This window comes from Wenyingzhuangia fucanilytica, assembly GCF_001697185.1.
In the GTDB taxonomy this organism is placed as follows: domain Bacteria; phylum Bacteroidota; class Bacteroidia; order Flavobacteriales; family Flavobacteriaceae; genus Wenyingzhuangia; species Wenyingzhuangia fucanilytica.
Genome location: NZ_CP014224.1, coordinates 1,288,673 through 1,312,558, shown reverse-complemented (window position 1 = coordinate 1,312,558; position 23,886 = coordinate 1,288,673). Strand labels below are relative to the sequence as shown.

Here is a 23,886-nt window from a genome sequence, read left to right as displayed (position 1 = left end):
CAAAAATTAAATATATAATGAAGAAACATAATTTTAGCGCAGGTCCTTCAATTCTCCCTCAAGAAGTATTTCAGAAAGCTAGTCAAGCTATCTTAGATTTTGACAATACAGGTTTATCATTAATTGAAATATCACACCGTAGCAAAGAGTTTGTTGCAGTATATGACAAAGCCGTTGCATTGGTAAAAGAAATTTTGAATGTACCCGCTACTCACGAGGTTTTATTTTTACAAGGTGGTGCTTCTACTCAATTCTTAATGACCGCTATTAACTTAATGAAAGTTGATGGAGGAAAAGCTGCATACATCAATACAGGAGCTTGGAGTAACAAGGCCTTAAAAGAAGCCAAAAATTTTGGTGAAGTAATTGAAGTTGCTTCTTCTGCAGATACTAACCATAACTACATTCCTAAAGGATTTAACATTCCTAGCGATGTAGATTATGTACACTATACAAGTAACAACACCATTTTTGGAACTCAGTTTAAAGAAACTCCAGAAACAGATGCAGTATTAGTTGCTGATATGTCTTCTGACATTTTCTCTAAGCCAGTAGATGTTTCTAAATTCGGAATTATATACGCTGGAGCTCAAAAGAACTTAGGTCCTGCTGGAGCTACTCTTGTAATCATCAAAAAAGATATTTTAGGTAACACAGGAAGAACTATTCCTTCTATGTTAGATTACCAAATTCACATTAAAGGAGAAAGTATGTTTAATACACCTCCTGTATTTGCAATTTATGTTTCTATGTTAAACTTAGAATACATGAAAGCTCAAGGTGGTTTAGAAGCTATTGCTAAAAAGAACGAAGAAAAAGCAGCTTTACTTTATAACGAGATAGACAACAACCCATCTTTTATAAACAATGTAGCTAAAGAAGACAGATCTTTAATGAACGTAGTATTCTTATTAAAAGATGCTTCTAAAGATGCAGAATTCTTAGCAGCATGTAACGAAGCTGGAATTAGCAATGTAAAAGGACACCGTTCTGTAGGAGGATTTAGAGCTTCTATTTACAATGCAATGCCTATAGAAAGCGTTCAGGCATTAATCGATGTAATGAAAAAATTTTAACGCTTAATTTAATTAAGCACAAACAATAATAAAATGAAAGTTTTAGCAAACGACGGTTTAGCACAATCAGGTGTTGATGCCTTAGAAAAAGCAGGATTTGAAGTAATTTTAAACACAGTTGCTCAAGATCAATTAGAAAACTACATTAACGAAAACAACGTTGATGTTATCTTAGTAAGATCTGCAACAACTGTAAGACAAGAGTTAATTGATGCTTGTCCATCTTTAAAAATCATCGGACGTGGTGGTGTAGGAATGGATAACATTGATGTACAATATGCTAAAGACAAAGGATTACACGTAATCAATACTCCAGCAGCTTCTTCTCACTCTGTAGGAGAATTAGTATTTGCTCACTTATTTGGTTTGGTACGTTTCTTACAAGATGCTAACCGTAACATGCCATTAGAAGGAGATACTAAATTTGGTGCTTTAAAGAAATCATACGCTAAAGGTGTTGAATTAAAAGGACAAACTTTAGGGGTTATTGGTTTTGGACGTATTGGTCAAGCTACAGCTAAAATCGCTTTAGGATTAGGTATGAAAGTTATTGCTTTTGATCCTTTCTTTGACAAAGTAGATTTAGATTTAGAATTCTTTGATGGACAAAAACTTACTTTTACTGTAAACACTGTTTCTAAAGAAGAAGTATTAAAGAATGCAGACTTTATTACCTTACACGTTCCTGCTCAAAAAGAATATGTAATTGGAGCTCCTGAGTTTAAAATCATGAAAAATTCTTCTATCTTAATTAACGCTGCTCGTGGTGGTGTTATTGATGAAGTTGCATTGATTGAAGCTTTAGAGAATGGTGAAATTGCAAAAGCAGGTTTAGATGTTTTTGAAAACGAACCAACTCCATCTATGAAAGTATTAATGAACCCTAACGTTTCATTAACTCCACATATTGGTGCAGCTACTTTAGAAGCTCAAGACCGTATTGGAACTGAATTAGCAGATCAAATTATTTCTATTTTGAAGTAATTTATTTAACTATATAAATCAATCCCCATGGACAATGTTCATGGGGATTTTTTATTTTTACCAAAAAAACTATGAAAAAATATATCCTTTTAACTATTCTTCTAATAAATATGTTTGTTCAAGCTCAAGAGAGCATAACAAATCAAATAAAAAAGTCATCTTTATTAGATTATAAGAAAAAACATTTAGAACTAGATTTAGTTGACAGTAACGATGATTTTACTGTAATAGTTAAATATTTAAATTTAAATAACCCATACTCTTCAACTAAAAAATATACAATTGAAGTATTTAATAATGATTTAAAATTAATAAACACCAAAAATTTAAAAACCAAAAAATATATCTCTGAACTAATAGTTAAAAATGATAGTATTTTTTTATTTGAAAATAGTTTAAGAAAATCCCTTAAAACAGAAAATCAAAAAAAAGTAATAGATAAAGTAAGTTTAATGGCTTATGTATCATCCATAAATAAATTAGACTTTAAAATAAAGCCTCATTACGAAATTAAATCAAACGATCTTTTTTTTGATTTTAAAAAAATGTCGTTCTCAAGTCCAATTCAAACTGAAATAATTATAAGTAATAATAAAGAATATGAATTAACTCTGTTTACTCAAAAATGCGAAGCTCCTATAAGAGCAGGATCACAAAATTTTGATTTTATTGAAAGTGATTTTAAAACCTCTGAAGAAAAGACTTATAGTCAAGTATATCGATTTATTTTACGTAAAAAAGATCACTTATTATACACTAAAAATGTAATCATTAACCATGGATCTGGTTGGCCAAATTTTTATAGACTCCGAATAAACGACATTAATGGAGACATTATGTTTTTAGAAACTGAACAATTAGAACCTACTAAATTTTTTAATTTTAAAAACTATAGATTATATACCAAAAGTATTATAAGAGTTAATAAAAACAATACTTTGAGAAAAAATATTGGTGCATTTTTTAATAATAAATACCTGGGAGCATTAGATATTAATTTTCATAAAAATTATATTTACTTAACAGGTTTGTATGCTTCTGATGAAAAGCAAAAAAAATATGAAGGTTTTGCAAAAGCTAAAATTGATGTTAATAACCTAAACCTTAAAAACACTAACTTACTTCCTTTTTCTCAAGAGTTTCATTTAGATAGGCTTAACACTAAAAAAGCCAATATATTAAATGTTCGTTCTTCTATAAACAGTAAAGATTTTGAAAATAAATATGACAATATTTATACCGATAAAGTTTTTTTTGACGAAGATGATAATTGCATTATAAACATGAATGAATATTATTACGGCATCAATAGTCAATATAAAAAAACACATACATTTGCAATTACAGCAAAAATATCTAATGACAATAAACTCTTATGGTCTAGAGCTATTTATATTGGAGGAAGAAAATTTTCTAAACAAACAAATTCTTTTACATCATATTATTCAAATAATAAAAACTTCATTTTATTTAATCAAAAAGAATCTTATTTAAAGTTCATCTATAATAAAAATGATAATCGTTCTATAGACAATAATCAAACGTTACCTTTTGTAGCTATTATAAATAATAACGGAGATTTAAATTTCTCAAACCTATCAACTTCTACAAAAACTGACTATCTTTTTGAAAGTGCAAAAAGAACTGATAATCAATTATTTTTTTACAATAGGAATTCAAAAAAAGGAGAATTAAATATGATTAATTTTAAACAAAAAGATACTTTATGAGCATTTTTCAAAACCTATCTACAATAAAACATACAATTCCAAAGGGAGTTACCTTAGTAGCAGTTTCTAAAACCAAACCCGTTTCTGATATCCAAGAAGCGTATGATGCTGGTCAGCGTGTGTTTGGCGAAAATAAGATTCAAGAAATGGTTGCCAAGTACGATGAATTACCCAAAGATATTTCTTGGCATATGATTGGTCATTTGCAAAGTAACAAGGTAAAATACATGGCTCTTTTTGTTGATTTAATTCATGGTGTAGATAGTTTTACAACTTTAATAGAAATTAACAAACAAGCCAAAAAACACAACAGAGTTATTAACTGTTTACTACAACTAAAAATTGCTCAAGAAGATTCTAAATTCGGTTTAACCAAAGAAGAAATCAACAATATATTAAGTTCCTATGACTACAAAAACATGGAGAATATTAAAGTAGTTGGTTTAATGGGAATGGCAAGTTTTGTAGAAGATGAACAACAAATTAAAAATGAATTTGCCACTCTTAAAACCTTTTATGATGAGTTAAAAGTTCATCATACTCAATTTAACACCATTTCTATGGGAATGAGTGGTGATTATGAATTAGCAATTGAACAAGGCAGTAATATGGTACGTGTTGGAAGTGCCATATTTGGTAATAGAAATTATCATCAATAAAAAACTGTCTGAAAATGAACATTTGGCCAAATTGAACTTGTTTCAGTTTCTCATAACTACTATCACTCAGTAGGTTGTGATTCTGAAATAAATTCAGAATGACGTATTTTGATTCTTTTCAGACAGCTTTTTCTTTTACTTAATTTTCATAAACCTCGCTTGGCCAAACATCATTAGAACTATTGATGTCTGGTAAAATTTTATTAGGATCTATTTCTACTGATTTTACCTTTTTATTGGTTTTTAATAAATAATTCCAACTATCTCCTCTTTGCCAAATTTCAACGGGAATATTTTTTTCTTCAGTAATATCATCATCATAAGTAACTTTTAATTTTACAGGCATAGGAATATCTCCCCTGTTTTCTAAAACAATTACATAATTTCCTTTGTATGGTTGAACATAAGAAATTGCCAAATCAATATTTCCTGTTCCATAAAACCATCCTCTCCAAAACCAATTTAAGTTCTCTCCTGCACCATTCTCCATCGCGTTAAAAAAATCTGATGGTTGTGGATGCTTATAGACCCAATTTTTAATGTACTCTTTAAAAGCATAATCAAAACGTTCTGCACCTAAAATATACTCTCTTAACATAATTAACCCCACACCAGGTTTTCTATAAGCAGTATTACCCAAATTACGAGTATTTACTATATCTGGATAAGTATCAATCCCTTCTCTATTTTTAGAGTTATAATAACTTAAATTATTTCTACCTTTAATTAAATCGTTTGGATATTCTCCGTTGTTAAAAGCTTTTGCACTGTAGTAATTGATAAAGGTATTAAACCCTTCATCCATCCAAGGGTATAAACGCTCGTTAGAACCAACAATCATTGGAAACCAATTGTGACCAAATTCATGATCTGTTACTCCCCACAAGCCTCTTCCTTTGCTTTTAGAATTACAGAAACTCACTCCCGGGTACTCCATTCCTCCAACATTAGACGCCACATTTACAGCATTTGGATAAGGATACTCAAACCATTGATTAGAATAATGCTCTACAGAAGCTTTTGTGTATTCAGTTGAACGTCCCCAAGCATCAGTCCCTGAAACTTCTTTAGGATATACAGATTGAGCCAAACTCTTTTTTCCGCTTGATAAATTGATTCTTGCGGCATCCCAAACAAAAGCTTTTGAGGCAGCAAAAGCAACATCACGAGAATTTTCCATTTTAAAATGCCAAGTAAGTGTTCCCTTTTGTGTAGGGCGTGTTTTGGCAACATCGTTTACTTCATCAGGTGTAATAATATAAACACTGTCATCACTTTTTGCTGCTTTATCAAAACGATTTATCTGTGTTGACGTTAATACCTCTTTATCATTCACCAATTCTCCAGAACCTACTACAATATAATCATAAGGCACCGTTATTTTATAATCATAATTTCCATAGTCTACATAAAACTCCCCTGCTCCTAAATAAGGTTCTGTATTCCATCCTTTTACATCATCAAAAACAGCAACTCTAGGATACCATTGTGCTAAAGAATAAATTGTTCCGTTTTCTGTTTCTAACCTTCCCATTCTATCCATTCCAGATGTAGGAATTTTATAAGTAAAATCCATACTTACAGTTGCAACACCTGTTTTGGCTTGAATAGGATCATTAAAAATGATTTGCATTCTGGTATCAGAAATAATGTGTTTTGATGAAGCTTTACTCCTTTTGTTTGATTTAGCTTGAAGATTAGAAATATCACAACCTCCATCAACATCGCCAGAATAACGATTCCCCATAATAGGAGTTGTTAAAGTTCCTCTAGAAGTTTCTGTAAAACGATTTTGCTCAACATACATCCATATATAATCTAAATCATATGGACTTTTATTATGATAGGTTAAGGTGATATGACCTGTAATAGTATTATTTACAGGATCTAAATTAGCCTCAATATTATAATCTGCTTGGTTTTGCCAATACTGATCTCCTGGTTGTCCTAATGCAGACCTAAATGGCGTGCCTTGGCGGTACATAATAGGATTAAAATCACTTTGGTTATTAGGGACTACTTCTTGTGCGGTACTAGTAAACATCTGTAAGGAAAACAGACTTAATACAGACCATTTAAAAACTTGTTTCATAAACTCAGGGTGTTGTTTTATAAATAAGTCATTAAATTTACAGTATTACTACCAAGCAATCAAAAGAAAAGCTTAGTTAAAACGCTGTTTTTAAACATTTTTAACTAAGCTTTATAAATATGATGATTCAGTAAATTTAACTACACGAACTAGCCAATACCAAAGATTTGTTATTGGTGGCTTTAAACACAATAAAAATGATGTTTCCTAATAAAGAACAAACAAACATTCCTATTCCAATAGGAAGCAAATCATTGGTATGAAAAATGGCTACGGAAGTTCCTGCTAAAAAACCTAACACAAACCTTGTAATACCAATAGCGGCGTTTGCAGCACCACTTACTTCTGGTTTTATATCTAATAAAATTGCCGATCCATTTCCAAAAATAAAACCAATACTACCAATAAAAAGTGCAATTAAAATAAATACATTCCAAAAAGTAACCAAATCTAACAAGGTGATTATAAACAACGAAAAACCTGAAATTAACTGTATGGTTATTCCTAATTGAAATAGTTTTTTAGCATCGTACACCCTTAATAAATAGGTGTTTGAAAATGACGCCAATACATTTAAAATAATACTTATTGCAAAAATCAAAGGAAAAACACTCACTTCTACATTAAAATATTCTAAATAGATAAAGGAAGCACTTGTAATAAACACATACAATCCAGATACAGGAAAACACAAAGCAAATAAAAAGATTACCGCTTTTTTATCTGATAATAATATTTTGTATTTGGCTACCAATTGCTTTGCAGTAATTTTATTGGTGATTTCTTTTTGTTCTCTTGACTCTGGAATAAGCAAATAAAAGATCGCAAATAACAAAATAGCTACTGTAAACAAAAAGTAAAACACCAATTTCCAACCTTGTAGATTGATTAAAAAACCTCCTAAAACTGGAGCAAACAAAGGAACCAACATCATAATCATTGCTGTAATGGTAATTAACCTAGCCACCTGTTTTCCTTTGTACCAATCTTTTATAAATAAATTAGCAGTAACTGTTGCAAAACCTCCTCCAAAGGCTTGAAAAAACCTCAATAATAAAACCATTTCTATGGTATCACAAAAAGGAATAGATAAAGCAGATACTCCATAAATTCCAATTCCTGCTAATGCTATTTTTTTTCTTCCAAAAGCATCAGACAATGGACCACCAAAAAAATTACCAACAGCAAAACCTAAAAAATAAATAGTTATAATTAATTCTATGGTATTAATTTCTACTCCAAAAAAGTGAGCCATTAAAGGCATTCCTGATAAAAAAGAATCTATTGCTAATGATGACAAAGCTGTAAGAGATGCAATTAACACAGTAATTACTCCAACATTTTTACTTTTATCTAACCTAAAACTTTTCATAACTAAACTAGTTTTGTTTAGCAAGCAAAGTTATTGTGTTTACCAAAAACACAGCAATACAAAAGTATACTAAAATGATACTTTTTATGGTAGTTTTCTAAAAGCCAAAGGAGTAATGTTTTGGTCTTTTTTAAAAAATTTGATAAAATTAGTAGTTTCTTTAAAGCCCATCATATACGCAATCTCGTCAATAGACTTGGTGGTTTGAACCAATAATGATTTTGCTTTTAGAATTTGATAATTGGTCAATACTTTTTTAGCGGATAAACCCGTAGATTTTTTAACACATTCTGACAAATACAAAGGAGTAATTCCTAATAACTTTGCGTAGGATACTATACTTTTATAACTTTCATCCTCTAATAAAATTAGTTCCTCAAACTTTGATGTTATTTCTTCGTAACGTTTTAATTTAATGTTTCCTGAATCCCCTTTTAAAATTCGAGTGATGTAGTTTAATAAAATCAAAAGGTAAGCCTGAATCATTTCTTTACATTGCGGTTTATTTTCTTCGCTTTCAACAAATATTGCCTCCAGCGTTTTTTTTATAAACCTTTTTTCTTCTTTGCTAATTTTATAAATAGGTGTGGTATTTAATTTAAAAAAAGGAAAATCTTGCTGTATGTTATATTGATGTCTTTCTGGAGTAAAAAATTTAGCATTAAAAAAAATAGCATACCCAACAGGCCTTTCTATTCGGTTAATAGACAAGGATTGCATGGGTGAAGTAAAAGTAATTGTATTGTTTAAATCGTGTAAAGTAGTATGGCCTATTTGAATTTCATTCTTATTTTCTTCATAAAAAGAAATCTCAAAAAATCTTTTATAATGCGGAAAGTTTTCAATTCGCCTGGCATAATCAATTTCTTCAAACTTAAAAATATAGAAATAAGGAGAAATACTTTTTCTAGTTAAGTTTAATTCAACTAACAATTCATCAATCGTATTAAAAATCTTCACATTATCTTGTTTTGTTCTATACAAATGTACTAAAACAAAAAGTTCTCCATGATTTATAAAACATATATGTACTGCATCTCAAATAGTTGTGCTAGTCCTAACATGAATCAACTAGGATATGTTATATTTGTGAAAAAACACAGAGCTTAATACTAACCGTTAATTGATTAAATGTACGCTATTCTAGACATAGAAACTACTGGAGGAAAATATAATGAGGAAGGAATGACTGAAATAGCCATTCATAAATTTGATGGTAAAAAAGTGGTAGATAAATTTATTACTTTGGTCAATCCAGAAATTCCTATTCAACCCTTTGTGGTACAATTAACAGGTATTAACAATAAAATGTTGCGTAACGCTCCTAAGTTTCACGAAATAGCCAAACAAATTATAGAAATTACCGAAGACTGTGTTATAGTAGCTCACAATTCTAGTTTTGATTATAGAATTTTAAAAAATGAATTCAATCGTTTAGGATACAATTTTGTAAAAGATACTCTTTGTACTGTGGAACTAAGTAGAAAGCTAATTCCAGATCAAGAATCATACAGTTTAGGAAAACTTTGCAAAAGTCTTGGAATTCCAATGAGCGAAAGACATAGAGCAAATGGAGATGCCTTGGCAACCATCAAACTTTTTAAAATGTTGCTAAATAAAGATGTTGATAAAACTATTATTAAAGCAAACTTAAAAGCCGAAGGAAAAACCAAGAGCAAGCTGAGCAGCCATTTTCAAAAATTATTGGATAAATCTCCAAGAAAAACCGGTGTTTTTTATGTTCATAATGAACAAGGTGATGTGATTTACATCGGTAAAAACAAAAACATGAGAACGGGTGTCAATCAATTATTGATGAGAAAATCAAACCGTTCAAAATCTTTACAAAAAAAGATTTACGACATCACTTTTGAAGAAACCGGTAGCTTATTAATTTCAAGCATTAAAAGTTACCAAGCCATAGAAAAAAACAAACCTAGATTTAATACTGTTTCCAAAAAAAATATTCCCACTACTGTTTTTAACTCAAACAATGCTTTGTTTATTGATAATGGTAGAGGAACTGCCGAAAAGTCTATTTTCTTATTAGAAAACGGACAATTAAAAGGATATGGATATGTAGAATTGGCCTATCAAATTACACATATAGACATTGTAAGAAACCTTATCTCTCCTATAGAAGATAATCTTTATAACAGAGAACAAGTTAAAAAGTATTTAGATACAGGTAAATTCAAAAAAATCATTCGTTTTGAATAACAAAGAACACAAAACCTTAAAAAAAAGGTTACATGAAATTATTTACGAAGCAGATACTCCTGCTGGAAAATTGTTTGATGTAATACTTTTAATACTAATTTTAATTAGTGTTTTGGTAGTGATGTTAGAAAGTGTTGAGTCTCTAAATGCTATTTACGGAACATACTTTCAAATCATAGAATGGATCATCACCATACTTTTTACCATTGAATATATTTTAAGAGTTTTTACTGTTAAATCTCCTCTTAAATATATTTTTAGCGCATATGGATTGATAGATTTAGCAGCTACTTTACCTAAGTATTTAGGACTGTTTATTGGTAAAACCGAAGCTTTATTAATTTTAAGATCGTTAAGATTATTAAGAATTTTTACCATTCTTAAAATTGCAAGATATATTGGTGCAAGTAATCATTTAATAAGAGCTATAAAAGCTAGTAGAGCCAAAATTGGTGTTTTTGTTTTTGCGGTAGTAGTTCTTTCTATAGTCCTTGGAACTATTATGTATTTAATAGAAGGAACTGCCAACAGTGGTTTTACCAGTATTCCAAGAAGTATTTATTGGATTGTGGTTACCATGACAACCGTTGGTTATGGAGATATTGCTCCTGTAACTGCTTTAGGACAATTTTTTGCAACCTTAGTAATGATTATGGGATACGGAATTATTGCCGTGCCAACTGGTATTGTTTCCTCTGAATACAGTGATGTTAAAAAATATAAAACAAACACACAAGTTTGTAACAATTGTAACGAAAATAACCATGGTGACGATGCTAATTTTTGTCATCAATGTGGAGAAAGACTTTAAGTAAATGAATTATTTAATTACCATTGTAGGTCCAACAGCTATAGGAAAAACAGCCTTGAGTATTAAGTTAGCACAACATTTTAATGCTGAAATAATTTCTTGCGATTCTAGACAGTTTTTTAAAGAAATGACTATTGGTACTGCCGTTCCTGAGCCTGAAGAATTGGCTGCTGCTCCTCATCATTTTATTCAGAACAAAAGCATACAAGAAGAATATAGCGTTGGTCATTTTGAACGAGAAGCATTAGAAAAATTACATGACCTTTTTACCAAACACAACATTGTTATTATGGTTGGTGGTAGTGGATTATATGTAGATGCTGTTATCAATGGGCTTGACCACTTCCCTACTATAGACCCTTCTGTTAGAGAACAATTAAATAAAAGATTAGCATCAGAGGGTTTAGAAAGTTTACAAAAACAATTAAAAGAATTAGACCCTGAAACTTATCATGAAATTGCGATTGAAAACCCTCATCGAATTATTCGTGCTTTAGAGGTTTGTATTGGTAGCGGACAAACTTATAGTTCTTTTAAAAACAAACCTAAAACGCCTAGAAACTTTACCCCTATTAAAGTTGGATTAAAAGCAGAGAGAGAAATTATTTACGACCGAATTAACCGCAGGGTTGATATAATGCTACAAAAAGGACTTTTAAAAGAAGTAGAATCATTATATAGCCAAAAACATTTAAACGCCTTACAAACGGTTGGTTACAGAGAGATTTTTCAATATTTAGATGGAACTATTGATTTTGATTTTGCCATTTCTGAAATCAAAAAAAACTCAAGACGTTTTGCCAAAAGACAACTTACTTGGTTTAAAAAAGATGAAAATACGCTTTGGTTTGATTATTTAGAAGATGTGAAAAACATCATAGACTCCATAAACAAAGTAACACTAAATAGACTCTAAAACTAACAATAATTCATCTTTAAAAGCTTTTTGCTGTCAAATATTCATTAAAACGGGTTTTAATTTATACATATAACAACAATAGTTATACATCAATCATAAATTAATCATTAAAATTGCTCCCTAAACATTTTAATAATTAATTGCATATGAAAAATTCAAACTTTAGTACGAAAAAACTTTTAAAAGGAACTGTTTTTTCAACAATCTTACTATTTAGTTTAAGCTGTAGTAATGAAAGTGTTACAGGCTCAAGTGAGGAAGAAATTATAAATCCCTCAGAAATATCAGACTTACAATCTTCTTCTAAAACCACAAACACAACAGCGTATAAGGTTCACGATTTTGATGATAATAGCCTAGGTCCATTTACAGAAGACCAAGGCTTTACAGGTTCAGATATATATAATGAAGGAATGAGTTTCCAAAATGATTTTGTGGGAGGTAAAAGACTTAAACTTACCTGGAAAGAATCTGAGTATGATGGAACACGTAGAGAACGTGGACATGAAATTAAACTTGGAGTAAATGATAACAAGGAAATATATAGTGGGTTTTATCTATTTATTCCATCTGGTCAAAGCAATAATTTACTAAACAAAAACACTATTATTTGGCAATTATACAATTGGAATTCTGCAGGATGTAGTAACTGGACAGCACATTTGGTTTTAAAAAACAACGATCTTTACTTAGATTATCGAAGCGCATGTGTAGCTGCAACAGAAGTAAAAATTCTTGATAATATTGATACTGATGTAGAATTAGCTTTTCAAATAAGATGTGTATTATCAGGAAACAACAACGGAAGAATTACCGTATTAATGGATGACACTACCTTAATTAATGAAACCAATATCAATTTAGGTTTTGGAAGTTTTGATAGCAACGACGAGGCCGAAACCTCTGTTGCTGGTGTTAAAATGGGATTATACTGCTATGATACTAGTAACTATACTGATAATGAAACAAGAATTATTTATCTTGAAAATGTTGCTTCATCTTTAAGAAGTGGTTCTGTTCAAAACAGCTTAAACAAAGTAAAACCAGCTAATAATTATTAAAACACACTTAATAATTCTATAACAAAAAGGCTATCTAAAATTTAGATAGCCTTTTTTATTATTTTAAATTAACAACCTTATTCAACCGTTACTGATTTTGCTAAGTTTCTTGGTTGATCTACATTACATCCTTTTAAAACTGCTACATGATAAGAGAATAATTGTAAAGGAATCACTGCTACAATTGGCTGTAACATATCAGATACTCTAGGTACTTTAAATACAAAATCTGCCGTGTGAATCATTTCACTATCATCTTCATTTACCACAGCAATAATTGGCCCTTTACGAGCTTTTACTTCTTGAGCGTTAGAAACTAATTTATCGTAATATTCATTATTGGTTGCTATAATTACCGTTGGTAAAGATTCTTCAATCATTGCAATAGGTCCATGTTTCATTTCTGCTGCTGGATATCCTTCTGCATGTATATAAGAAATCTCTTTTAATTTTAAAGCTCCTTCTAAAGCAATAGGGAAATTGATTCCTCTACCTAAAAACAAGAAACTAGTAGTTTGTGTATAATTTTTTGCAACACTTTTAATATGTTCATCTGTATTAAAAATATGATTTACTACAGAAGGAAGTGTTTTAATTTCTTCTACCAAACTATTTGCTCTCTCTTGAGTTATTTCATTTCTTTCTAATCCTAATTGAATCGCTAATAAAGAAACTACTGCTACTTGAGCTGTAAAAGCCTTGGTAGACGCTACTCCTATCTCTGCACCAGCATAAGTATAAGCGGTAAAGTCACACTCTCTAGCCATAGAAGAATTAAATACATTACAAATACTAAATGTAGTTGCTCCTTGTGCTTTAGAATAACGTAAAGCTGCTAATGTATCTGCTGTTTCTCCTGACTGAGAAATAGCCATTACAATGTCATCTTTGGTAATAATAGGATTTCTATATCTAAATTCCGAAGCATATTCCACTTCAACTGGAATTCTAGCCAATTCTTCTATAATATATTCTCCAACAATTCCTGCATGCCAAGAAGTACCACAAGAAACAATAATAATTCTACTAGCTTTTACTAGTTTTTCTTTTAACTCATCTAAATTCTCAAAATGAATATTAGAATTTTCTAAGTTTAAATGGCTAAATAAAGTGTTTTTAATAGTTGAAGGTTGTTCAAAAATTTCTTTAAGCATATAATGCTCATAATCTCCTTTACTTACCTTGTCTAAGTTTAAATCTAAAGTTTTAACCTTGTATGATTTCTCTACTCCATAAAGGTCAGTAATTTTCATCTTCTGCCCTCTTTCTAACACCACTACTTCATTATCATTTAAATACACTAAAGATTGTGTATGTTCTATAATAGGAATAGCATCAGAAGCTACGTAAAACTCATCGTTTGTTTCTGTTAAACCAATTGCTAACGGACTCCCTTTACGGGTTACCACCATTTTGTTTGGTTCTTTTTTATCTATAATGGCTAAGGCATAAGCTCCATTTACATTTTGCAAAGCTTTTTTAACAGCATCATCAATATTTAATTGATGTTTGTCTTGAATGTATTGGATATAATTTACCAAAACTTCTGTATCTGTTTGTCCTAAAAAAGTAAAACCATGATCAATTAATTCATCTTTTAAGAATTTATAGTTCTCTATAATTCCGTTATGAACCAATACTATTTCTTGATTATTAGATTTATGAGGATGTGCATTTTCCACTGTAGGCTCTCCATGTGTAGCCCAACGAGTATGTGCAATTCCTATTGTTTTTCCTTCTACCTTTTCATCAACACTCTCTTCAAGATTAACTACTTTCCCAGGCTGTTTATAAACCAAGATATCTTGATCGTTATCTAAAACAGCAATTCCTGCACTATCGTAACCTCTATATTCTAATTTTTTTAAACCATCAATTAAAATATCAGAAGCCTTCTTTTTTCCAATATATCCAACAATTCCGCACATAATTTATCCTTTAATCTCTTTAATTTGAGCAATTATTTTATCTCCTAATTTTTCTTTTCTGTCTATATGACTTAATATCTCTAACACTGTTGAGTTACTTTCAAAAGCACCTCTTACATTTTTAAAATCTGCTAATTTTTCTTTTTCTTCACCATCGGCACCAAACCCTACATAAGAATGTAAATCAAATTCTTTACTAGCATCTTTATATAACATTTTATCTAAGTCTACTACCGCTTTTTTCCAATTACTTACAATATTAATAAAGTTTTCTGTGGTAATTTCCTCAATTTTAATTTTATAAAAACTCTCTATTAATTCTACTGCCCAATTCCATTCATATTCATAATAATGATTATTGATTTCATTTAGCTCATTAATAGCATCTTCAACTGTTTTTACCTCTAACTTTTCTACCTTATCTACAAAAAGATTTAAAGCAGAAATAGGACATAACAAACCACAAACATCAATCCATTTACCTTGCCCTATTGTTGATGTTGGTTTTAACACTTCTCTTAACTCTTGAACAGTATTAATATTTTTGTTCTCTACTCTACTAATTATAGAGTTCCCCAAAAACTTATTAATAACAATGTTATACATTTTAATACCATTGTGTAAACTAGATTTTTTAACCACCATATCTTTGTAGTTATACTCATCTAATTTATCTCCAGACAAATCTAAAATATCATATAAATGTCTTAATCCTTTTGATACTTTGTGAATAGTATAAGGACTTAATAAGTTAAAGTTGATAATATCTAACCTATTGTTTTTTGATCTATTATCACGTTTAGGCCATTTTTGTGCATCTCTAACAGTTCCAACACTTTTTAAATTGGCTCCTGGAATTAAATACGATTTGTTATTTCCTTCAATCAAATATGAAAATGGGAAATCAGAAGAATCTACGTGTTGATAGTGTCTTCCCATAACCAAAGTAAATGGTCCTATTTTAGATGGCCACAATACATAAGAATCACTTGTAGTTTTGGCACCACGCTCCATAATTCCTTGATGTATTGGCCCTAACTTATACATGTGATTACTTTGGTTAGAACCACTACCTGCATTCATAAACGAAAATAATCCTGCTATTAACAAGGTAGATTTATGATGTGTAACTGTATATGGCCCAGCAAATATTGAACAAGCTTCTCCATTAAACCCTTGGCTATTGGCAAAAAAGATGGAATGTTCAATAGAATAATGTTTATCAATTAAACAACCTTGACCTATAAAACAATTGGTTAAAATAGAAGAGTTATCAACTTTTGAATCACTTGAAATGATAAAATTGGTTGCCATTACATCTGTTCCTATATATACTTGCGATTCTTTGGTAGAATTTATACTTCCGTTAATTAATTTAGATGCTGAGTTAATATAAGCCCCATCACCAATACAAACTCCCTTAATGGTGTTTGCATTTAAAATCTTAACATCATCACCAATATGTCCTACGCTAGAAGTTACTGATAAAGTATATTCCTCTATCATTCTCTTTAGTTCGTCAATCAGAACTGTTTTGTGTCTGTATAAAGCTAATAAATATGCTATTTGAGCAGAAAGTTGATTAAATATTAAAATATCTCTACCACCTCCTTCATTAATCACATCAACCGTAACACCATTTCCAAAACTACACTCACCATCTACTGCAATAATATCAACATTGTCAATCATTACATTGTCTCCAATGTTATAATTGGCTATATAGCTTTTAACATTGTTAATAAAGGCATTATCCCCTATTTTACAGTTGTGTAAATGAACATTTTTTATACTATTTTGTTTTATTATACCTCCATAAAACGTTCTAGTTCCCTCTATATGTCCAATATAATTTTCTCCAGAAAAAGTAACAGATTCAATTTTTAGTAAATCTGTGGTAGGTTTTATGTAAAGCTTATCCCAATCATCAGATTGACATCCTTGCTGGATAAGTTGTTTTATTTCCTCCTTAGTTATACCTCTATAGTTGTTCAAAAGTTTAGTTTTTCTATGCGCATCAAATATAAAAAATTAACACAGATCATTTTTTAAAAAGGCACATCAATTTAAATTTTATAGAATTTCATCAAACAGGATAAAAACAATTCATATTCACCCAAAAAGTGGCTTTTTTTTAGTAAAAACACCTAAAACCAATTATTTAACTTTTAGTTAAGCTGGCTTTAACAATAATAAGATAGGTTTGTCTTTATTAATTTTTACAATTTATATGCCTACAACAAAAAAGAAACACAAAAGAAAGGTAGATGTAGTTGTTGTTTCAGACATACACTTAGGTACTTATGGTTCAAGAGCAAAAGAACTATTGAACTACTTAAAAACCATTAACCCTAAAACATTAATTCTTAACGGAGATATTATAGACATATGGCAGTTTAAGAAAAGTTATTTTCCTAAAGCACATATGAAAGTAATAAAATACATTACTTCTTTGGTAACCAAAGGAACAGAGGTTTATTATATTACTGGAAATCACGATGAAATGTTAAGAAAGTTTGTTGGTTTTGAATTAGGAAACTTTCAACTAGTTAACAAACTTGTTTTAGAATTAGATGGTAAAAAGGCCTGGTTTTTTCATGGTGATGTTTTTGATGTAACCATGCAACACTCCAAATGGCTGGCAAAATTAGGTGGCGTTGGTTATGATTTATTGATTATGATTAACACTCTTGTCAATTGGATAAGTGAAAAAATATTAGGAAAAGGAAGAATATCTTTTTCTAAAAAAATAAAAAACAGTGTAAAATCAGCTGTAAAACACATCAATAATTTTGAAGATACTGCTGCTGATATTGCCATCTTAAATCAATATGATTATGTAATCTGTGGACATATTCATCAACCACAACACAAAACCATTAGCAACGATAAAAATCAATCCGTAGAATATTTAAACTCTGGTGATTGGATAGAAAACTTAACGGCTTTAGAATATCATAAAAAGAAGTGGAAAATTTACCATTATCAAGAAGATGAAATTGCTCAAAAATTAAATCCAACAGACCACGATCACGAAAATGATTTGGGAAAAGCCGATTTAAAAAACAAAGACCTATTTCAGCAATTGATGCAAGAAATGAATGTGATAGACAATAAACTTATTCCATAATGAAAGTTCTTTACGCTATACAAGGAACTGGTAACGGACATTTAAGTCGTGCTAAAGACATTGTACCCATACTACAAAAAAAAGTAGACTTAGATGTTTTGGTTAGTGGAGTTCAAGCAGATATTACACTTCCTTTTAACATAAAATATCAACTACAAGGTTTAAGTTTTATTTTTGGAAAAAAAGGTGGGGTTGATTTATGGAAAACAGTTAAAAATTCTGATTTTAATAAATTCCGAAAGGAAATGAACAAGATCAATATTCAACAATATGATTTGGTGATTAATGATTTTGAACCTCTTTCTGCTTGGGCTGCTAAATTAAACAACATTCCATGTGTTTCTATGAGCCACCAAGCAGCTGTAAAAGCTAAAGAAAGTCCAAAACCTAAGAAAAGAGATTTTATAGGAGAACGTATTTTAAAACGTTACGCTCCAACAAATACCTATTACGGATTTCATTTTAAAAAATACAACTCTCATACATTTACTCCTGTTATCCGTAAAGAAATAAGAGATTTGCATCCTATTAGTGGGCGACATTATACCATTTATTTACCCGCCTATGGTGATGACAAACTCATTGAGTTTTTTGGTCAATTTGAAAATACCGTTTGGCATATTTTTTCAAAACACACCAAAACCTCATATTATCATAAAAACCTACTGATTGAGCCTGTAAACAACGAAGCTTTTATAAAAAGTTTTGAAACTTGTAAAGGAATTATTTGTGGTGCTGGTTTTGAAACTCCCGCAGAAGCTTTGTATTTAAAAAAGAAATTATTGGTTATTCCTATGAAAAATCAATACGAACAACAATGCAATGCCGCAGCATTAAAAACATTGGGAGTACCAGTCATTAAAAAACTAAAAGACAAACACACCCAAATAGTTCACAAATGGATTGTTGAAGAGCAAAACATTCCTGTTGATTACCCAGATGAAACAGAAAAAATTATTGATTTGATTTTATCTACACATTCCTCTAAATCAAAACTGTCTTAAACATTCCCCTAAAACCATAGCTACAGCATTTCCTAAATTAAAACTTCTGATAGGTCCCGGAAAAGGTATCGTTCTTAATTGGTTTGGGTATTGTTCTTGAATTTCTGCAGATAAACCCTTTGCCTCTTTTCCAAATACTAACCAATCTCCATTTTTAAAAGTTGTTTCATAGATAGAAGTTTCTGCTCTTGCAGACAATAAAAACATTCTCTCTTCATGATCTATCAGCTTTAACAAATCATCAAAAGATTCATGAATAGTAAGATCTAAATCTTTCCAATAATCTAAACCAGCTCGTTTTACTTTAGTGTCCGTAATTTCAAACCCCAAAGGTTTTACCAAATGTAATTTTGCGTTACAGCCTACGCAAAGTCTTCCTATATTTCCCGTATTATTGGGAATTTGTGGATGTACCAATACGATGTTTAAAGAATTCTTATCGCTCAAATTTTCCTCTTTTAAAAATCGCAAAACTAAACAATTTTATGAGTTTGTTTTGGGTATTATAAATAACTTAAAGTCTTTCAAAAAAAATACCTCTTTGAAAATAAATTCAAAGAGGTATTTCTTAATTATATCATTTGGGTTTAAGCCAATCCTGTAATAACCCACTTACCTGTTTCTAATAAAGGAATTGCTTGTTTAAACTTGGTTTCCTTTTTTTCTCCAGTTTGCACATTCTGAATGATTACTTTATCATTTCTACCAATTTTTGGCTGCTCTCTCACCATTGTTTCTGGTCTAGCCTGTTCTGCTCCTTGAGAGTTTTGAATAGCTTGTCTATTTGCAGCTTCTGAAGAATTTAATACTTCTTGCTTAGAAACTTGTACATTCTGTTGTACTTTTTGCTCTTTAGCTTCAGAAATCTGTTGATTACTTTCTGGCAATTCTCCTTTAAACAAGAATGATAAAACTTCTTTGTTTATTTTATCCAACATCTTTTTGAACAACTCAAAAGCTTCAAACTTATAAATTAATAAAGGATCTTTTTGCTCGTATGATGCATTTTGAACAGATTGCTTTAAATCATCCATTTTACGTAAATGATCTTTCCATTCATCATCAATAATAGCTAAAGTGATGTTTTTCTCAAAATCAGAAATTAACTCTGCTCCTTGTGATTCATATGATTTTTTTAAATCTGTAACCACTCTTAACGTTTTTACTCCATCACTAAAAGGAACTACAATACGCTCGTATCTATCTCCTTCGTTTTCAAAAACATTTTTGATAATTGGATAAGCCGAATTAGCATTTCTAGCCATTTTATCAGTATAGTGTTTCATCACTATTTCGTACAACTTATCTGATAATTCTTGTGGTGGCGTATTGGTAAATTCTTCTTTAGAAAAAGGAGAACTCATAGAAGTGTTTAAAATTAACTCAAATTCAAAATTCTGAAAATCATTAGTTAATTTATTATCATCAACTATCGTTGCACAAGCATCATAAACCATGTTAGCAATGTCTACTTGTAAACGTTTACCATCTAAAGCATGACGTCTACGTTTGTAAACTACTTCACGCTGAGAGTTCATAATATCATCATATTCTAACAAACGCTTACGTATACCAAAGTTGTTTTCTTCTACTTTTTTCTGTGCTCTTTCAATAGACTTGGTAATCATAGAGTGTTGAATTACTTCTCCTTCTTCTAATCCCATTCTATCCATCATTTTGGCAATTCTATCAGAACCAAACAAACGCATTAAGTTATCTTCTAAAGATACGTAGAATTGAGAAGAACCTACATCTCCTTGACGACCTGCACGACCACGTAACTGACGGTCTACACGACGAGAATCGTGACGTTCTGTACCAATAATAGCCAAACCACCTGCTGCTTTTACTTCATCAGACAATTTAATATCGGTACCACGACCTGCCATGTTGGTTGCAATAGTTACAATTCCTGGCTTACCAGCTTCTGCAACAATATCTGCTTCTTTTTTGTGCAACTTAGCGTTTAATACATTGTGTTTAATTTTTCTGATAGATAACATTCTACCTAATAATTCAGAAATTTCTACAGAGGTTGTACCTACTAAGACTGGTCTACCTGCTTCTACAAGTTTTACAATATCTTCTATAACAGCATTGTACTTTTCTCGCTGTGTCTTATAAATTAAATCTTCTTTATCTTCTCTTGCAATAGGTTTATTGGTTGGAATTTCCACTACATCCAACTCATAAATTTGCCAAAATTCTCCAGCTTCTGTAATCGCAGTACCAGTCATACCAGAAAGTTTGCGATACATTCTAAAGTAATTTTGTAAAGTTACTGTTGCGTATGTTTGAGAAGCTGCTTCAATCTTTACATTTTCTTTAGCCTCAATTGCTTGGTGTAAACCATCAGAGTAACGACGTCCTTCCATGATACGTCCTGTTTGCTCATCAACAATTTTCACCTTATTATCCATTACTACATACTCTGTATCTTTTTCAAACAAAGTATAAGCTTTTAGCAATTGATTTAAAGTGTGAATTCTTTCACTCTTAATACTAAAGTCTCTGTATAATTCTTCTTTTTGAGCTACTTTTTCTTCTTCAGAAATATCTTGTTGATCTAACTCTCCAATTTTTACTCCAATATCTGGTAACACAAAAAAGTCTCCTCCTTGGTCTCCTGATAAAGTAGCAATACCTTTTTCTGTTAACTCAATAGAATTGTTCTTTTCTTCAATCACAAAATACAATTCTTTATCAACCACAGGCATTTCTTTGTTGTTGTCTGCCATGTAGTGATTTTCAGTTTTTTGTAATAACTGTCTAATCCCTTCTTGAGACAAAAACTTAATTAAGGCTTTGTTTTTAGGTAAACCTCTATAAACTCTTAATAATTGAAAAGCTCCTTCTTTAGTATCTCCTTCTTTGATTAATTTTTTAGCATTTGCTAAAACTCCAACCAAATATTTACTTTGTAAAGCAACAATATCTGCAACTTTAGGTTTTAACTCGTTAAATTCGTGTCTATCTCCATCTTGAACTTGACCAGAAATAATTAATGGTGTACGAGCATCATCAATTAATACAGAATCCACCTCATCTACAATAGCATAATTTGGCTTACGTTGTACCAAGTCTTCCATAGTACTAGCCATATTATCACGTAAATAATCAAAACCAAATTCATTATTTGTTCCGTAAGTAATATCAGCGTTATAAGCTTTTCTTCTTTCTGGAGAATTAGATTTGTGATTATCTATACAGTCAATCGTTAATCCGTGGAACTGAAATAAAGGTGCCATCCAAGCACTATCACGCTTTGCTAAGTAATCGTTTACAGTTACAACGTGTACTCCTTTTCCTGATAATGCGTTTAAGTAAATTGGTAAGGTTGCTACCAATGTCTTACCTTCCCCAGTCATCATTTCGGCAATTTTACCTTGATGTAATACAGAACCACCAATTAACTGAACATCGTAATGAACCATGTTCCAAGTTACTTGAGTTCCAGAAGCATCCCATGAGTTATGCCAAACCGCTTTGTCCTCTCCTACTAACTCCACATAACTATTGTTAGCAGACAACTCTCTATCATATGCACTTGCAGTAACCTCTATTTGAGTGTTTTCTGTAAATCTTCTAGCAGTTTCTTTAATAACAGCAAAAGCTTCTGCTTGAATGTTACTTAGTACTTTTTCAGAAGCTTCATAAGCTTGATCTTGTAAAACATCAATTTGATTATAGATTGCTTCTTTATCGTCTATAGCCGCTGTTTTTGCTTTTTCTTCTAAAGCAGCAATTTCATCTTCTATAGTTTTGGTTTCTTTGGCAATTAAATCTTTAAACTCAACTGTTTTCGCCCTTAATTCATCAATCGTTAATTTTTTAAAAGCTTCTTCAAAAGCTCTTACTTCACCAACTATTGGTTGTAATAATTTTAAATCTTTTTGTTGTTTATCTCCAACAAATACTTTTAATACTGAGTCTAATATGCCCATCATTTATTGTTTTATGTTTTAAAAATAAATAAAAAAAAAGCCTCTAATGAGACTTTTTCTTTATTTAATATTCAAATATTTTAATATTCTTCCTCGTTCCAAAGATAGTCTTCTTCAGTAGGATAATCAGGCCAAATTTCTACAATATCATCGTAGATTTCACCCTCGTCCTCTAAACTTTGTAAATTTTCTACAACTTCTAATGGTGCTCCCGTTCTTATTGCAAAATCTATCAATTCATCTTTCGAGGCTGGCCAAGGTGCATCTGCTAAATAATTAGCTAATTCTAAAGTCCAATACATTTCTTTATCAAATTATAATTATTGCAAAAATAATTTTTTAATTAAAAAAGTCAAGTTTTTTTTAGTCTTTTAAAGAACTTATTTATTTTTTGATGGAATCCACTTGGTTTCAACCACCTGTAACTGTTTAGACAACATTCGTGCCAACACAAATAAATAGTCTGATAGTCTATTTAAATATTTTAGAATACCAACATTGACAGTTTCTTCTGACTGCAACAAAACACAGATTCTCTCTGCCCTACGACAAATTGTTCTAGCAATGTGACAATGTGACACCACTACATTTCCTCCTGGTAAAATAAAATGTGTCATAGGTTCTAGTTGACCATCAAGCGCATCAATTTCCTTTTCTAACACAGCCACTTCTTTTTCTCCAAATACATCTAATCTTAACCTACTTTTACCGTTTTTTAAAGTTTCACTCTCCTCTGGAGTAGCTAAAAAAGCTCCGATAACGAATAATTCTTCTTGAATGTTGATTAAAAACGTTTTATGATGATTATCTATTTCTAAATCTCTTAGCAATCCTATATAAGAATTTAATTCATCTACAGTACCGTAAGCATCAATTCTAATATGCGATTTTGGAACTCTTTTTCCTCCAAATAATGAGGTTTCTCCAGCATCACCTGTTTTTGTATAAATCTTCAT

The 23,886-nt window shown here is 30.6% G+C and carries 19 protein-coding genes; 10 read left to right on the top strand and 9 right to left on the bottom strand.

Going from position 1 to position 23,886, the window contains the following annotated elements; genetic code table 11:
• The first annotated feature begins 17 nt into the window (after positions 1 to 17).
• The 4 genes from serC to AXE80_RS05475 all read left to right on the top strand — a co-directional run bounded on the left by serC (position 18) and on the right by AXE80_RS05475 (position 4,449).
• Positions 18 to 1,076: a 3-phosphoserine/phosphohydroxythreonine transaminase gene (serC, locus tag AXE80_RS05490; protein WP_068825212.1), complete on the top strand. Its 1,059-nt coding sequence runs from the start codon at positions 18 to 20 to the stop codon at positions 1,074 to 1,076.
• A 33-nt stretch (positions 1,077 to 1,109) separates the two neighbouring features.
• Positions 1,110 to 2,060: a D-2-hydroxyacid dehydrogenase gene (locus AXE80_RS05485; protein WP_068825210.1), complete on the top strand. Its 951-nt coding sequence runs from the start codon at positions 1,110 to 1,112 to the stop codon at positions 2,058 to 2,060.
• Positions 2,061 to 2,131: 71 nt separating this feature from the next.
• Complete coding sequence (locus AXE80_RS05480; RefSeq protein WP_157359350.1) at positions 2,132 to 3,790, top strand: hypothetical protein; 1,659 nt, start codon at positions 2,132 to 2,134, stop codon at positions 3,788 to 3,790.
• A complete protein-coding gene (locus AXE80_RS05475) occupies positions 3,787 to 4,449 on the top strand; it encodes a YggS family pyridoxal phosphate-dependent enzyme (protein WP_068825206.1) in 663 nt (220 codons plus the stop codon). The genes AXE80_RS05480 and AXE80_RS05475 overlap by 4 nt, the downstream gene beginning before the upstream one ends.
• 139 nt (positions 4,450 to 4,588) lie before the next feature.
• Here AXE80_RS05475 and AXE80_RS05470 read toward each other — a convergent pair whose 3' ends face one another.
• The 3 genes from AXE80_RS05470 to AXE80_RS05460 all read right to left on the bottom strand — a co-directional run bounded on the left by AXE80_RS05470 (position 4,589) and on the right by AXE80_RS05460 (position 8,873).
• Positions 4,589 to 6,541 (bottom strand): M1 family metallopeptidase, encoded by a 1,953-nt coding sequence (locus AXE80_RS05470; protein WP_068825202.1) that lies wholly within the window; start codon positions 6,539 to 6,541, stop codon positions 4,589 to 4,591.
• A 136-nt stretch (positions 6,542 to 6,677) separates the two neighbouring features.
• Positions 6,678 to 7,913: a multidrug effflux MFS transporter gene (locus tag AXE80_RS05465; RefSeq protein WP_068825200.1), complete on the bottom strand. Its 1,236-nt coding sequence runs from the start codon at positions 7,911 to 7,913 to the stop codon at positions 6,678 to 6,680.
• An 84-nt stretch (positions 7,914 to 7,997) separates the two neighbouring features.
• Complete coding sequence (locus AXE80_RS05460) at positions 7,998 to 8,873, bottom strand: helix-turn-helix domain-containing protein (RefSeq protein WP_157359349.1); 876 nt, start codon at positions 8,871 to 8,873, stop codon at positions 7,998 to 8,000.
• 171 nt (positions 8,874 to 9,044) lie between these two features.
• Here AXE80_RS05460 and AXE80_RS05455 point away from each other — a divergent pair, with 171 nt between their 5' ends.
• The 4 genes from AXE80_RS05455 to AXE80_RS05440 all read left to right on the top strand — a co-directional run bounded on the left by AXE80_RS05455 (position 9,045) and on the right by AXE80_RS05440 (position 12,924).
• Positions 9,045 to 10,133, top strand: coding sequence for an exonuclease domain-containing protein (locus tag AXE80_RS05455; RefSeq protein ID WP_068825196.1), 1,089 nt, complete (start codon positions 9,045 to 9,047; stop codon positions 10,131 to 10,133).
• The gene (locus AXE80_RS05450) at positions 10,126 to 10,944 is read left to right on the top strand and encodes an ion transporter (RefSeq protein WP_068825194.1); all 819 of its coding nucleotides are present in this window, start codon (positions 10,126 to 10,128) and stop codon (positions 10,942 to 10,944) included. The genes AXE80_RS05455 and AXE80_RS05450 overlap by 8 nt, the downstream gene beginning before the upstream one ends.
• Before the next feature lie 4 nt (positions 10,945 to 10,948).
• Positions 10,949 to 11,860, top strand: a complete 912-nt coding sequence (gene miaA, locus AXE80_RS05445) for a tRNA (adenosine(37)-N6)-dimethylallyltransferase MiaA (protein WP_068825192.1) — start codon at positions 10,949 to 10,951, stop codon at positions 11,858 to 11,860.
• Positions 11,861 to 12,009: 149 nt separating this feature from the next.
• Positions 12,010 to 12,924: a hypothetical protein gene (locus AXE80_RS05440; RefSeq protein ID WP_068825190.1), complete on the top strand. Its 915-nt coding sequence runs from the start codon at positions 12,010 to 12,012 to the stop codon at positions 12,922 to 12,924.
• A gap of 77 nt (positions 12,925 to 13,001) precedes the next feature.
• Here the strand turns inward: AXE80_RS05440 and glmS are convergent, their stop codons facing one another.
• Together glmS and AXE80_RS05430 are read right to left on the bottom strand one after the other, a co-directional pair.
• Positions 13,002 to 14,852, bottom strand: a complete 1,851-nt coding sequence (gene glmS / locus AXE80_RS05435) for a glutamine--fructose-6-phosphate transaminase (isomerizing) (RefSeq protein WP_068825189.1) — start codon at positions 14,850 to 14,852, stop codon at positions 13,002 to 13,004.
• Between the two features lie 3 nt (positions 14,853 to 14,855).
• Positions 14,856 to 16,847: a DUF4954 family protein gene (locus tag AXE80_RS05430; RefSeq protein WP_068825187.1), complete on the bottom strand. Its 1,992-nt coding sequence runs from the start codon at positions 16,845 to 16,847 to the stop codon at positions 14,856 to 14,858.
• Between the two features lie 235 nt (positions 16,848 to 17,082).
• Between AXE80_RS05430 and AXE80_RS05425 the strand changes: the two genes are divergently transcribed.
• Entirely contained in the window at positions 17,083 to 17,982 is a 900-nt protein-coding gene (locus AXE80_RS05425) for a UDP-2,3-diacylglucosamine diphosphatase (RefSeq protein ID WP_068825185.1), read from the top strand.
• Positions 17,982 to 18,986: a glycosyltransferase family protein gene (locus AXE80_RS05420; protein WP_068825183.1), complete on the top strand. Its 1,005-nt coding sequence runs from the start codon at positions 17,982 to 17,984 to the stop codon at positions 18,984 to 18,986. Before AXE80_RS05425 ends, AXE80_RS05420 begins: the two co-directional genes overlap by 1 nt.
• On the opposite strand, the gene AXE80_RS05415 is transcribed toward AXE80_RS05420, so the two are convergent.
• The 4 genes from AXE80_RS05415 to AXE80_RS05400 all read right to left on the bottom strand — a co-directional run bounded on the left by AXE80_RS05415 (position 18,972) and on the right by AXE80_RS05400 (position 23,886).
• Positions 18,972 to 19,433 (bottom strand): tRNA (cytidine(34)-2'-O)-methyltransferase, encoded by a 462-nt coding sequence (locus tag AXE80_RS05415; RefSeq protein ID WP_068825181.1) that lies wholly within the window; start codon positions 19,431 to 19,433, stop codon positions 18,972 to 18,974. The two genes, AXE80_RS05420 and AXE80_RS05415, sit on opposite strands and share 15 nt — an antisense overlap.
• Positions 19,434 to 19,573: 140 nt before the next feature.
• Positions 19,574 to 22,930, bottom strand: coding sequence for a preprotein translocase subunit SecA (gene secA, locus AXE80_RS05410; RefSeq protein ID WP_068825179.1), 3,357 nt, complete (start codon positions 22,928 to 22,930; stop codon positions 19,574 to 19,576).
• An 80-nt stretch (positions 22,931 to 23,010) separates the two neighbouring features.
• Positions 23,011 to 23,232 carry a DUF2795 domain-containing protein gene (locus tag AXE80_RS05405; protein ID WP_068825177.1) on the bottom strand — a complete coding sequence of 74 codons (222 nt, stop codon included), beginning with the start codon at positions 23,230 to 23,232 and terminating at the stop codon, positions 23,011 to 23,013.
• A gap of 78 nt (positions 23,233 to 23,310) precedes the next feature.
• The gene (locus tag AXE80_RS05400; protein ID WP_068825175.1) at positions 23,311 to 23,886 is read right to left on the bottom strand and encodes a cob(I)yrinic acid a,c-diamide adenosyltransferase; all 576 of its coding nucleotides are present in this window, start codon (positions 23,884 to 23,886) and stop codon (positions 23,311 to 23,313) included.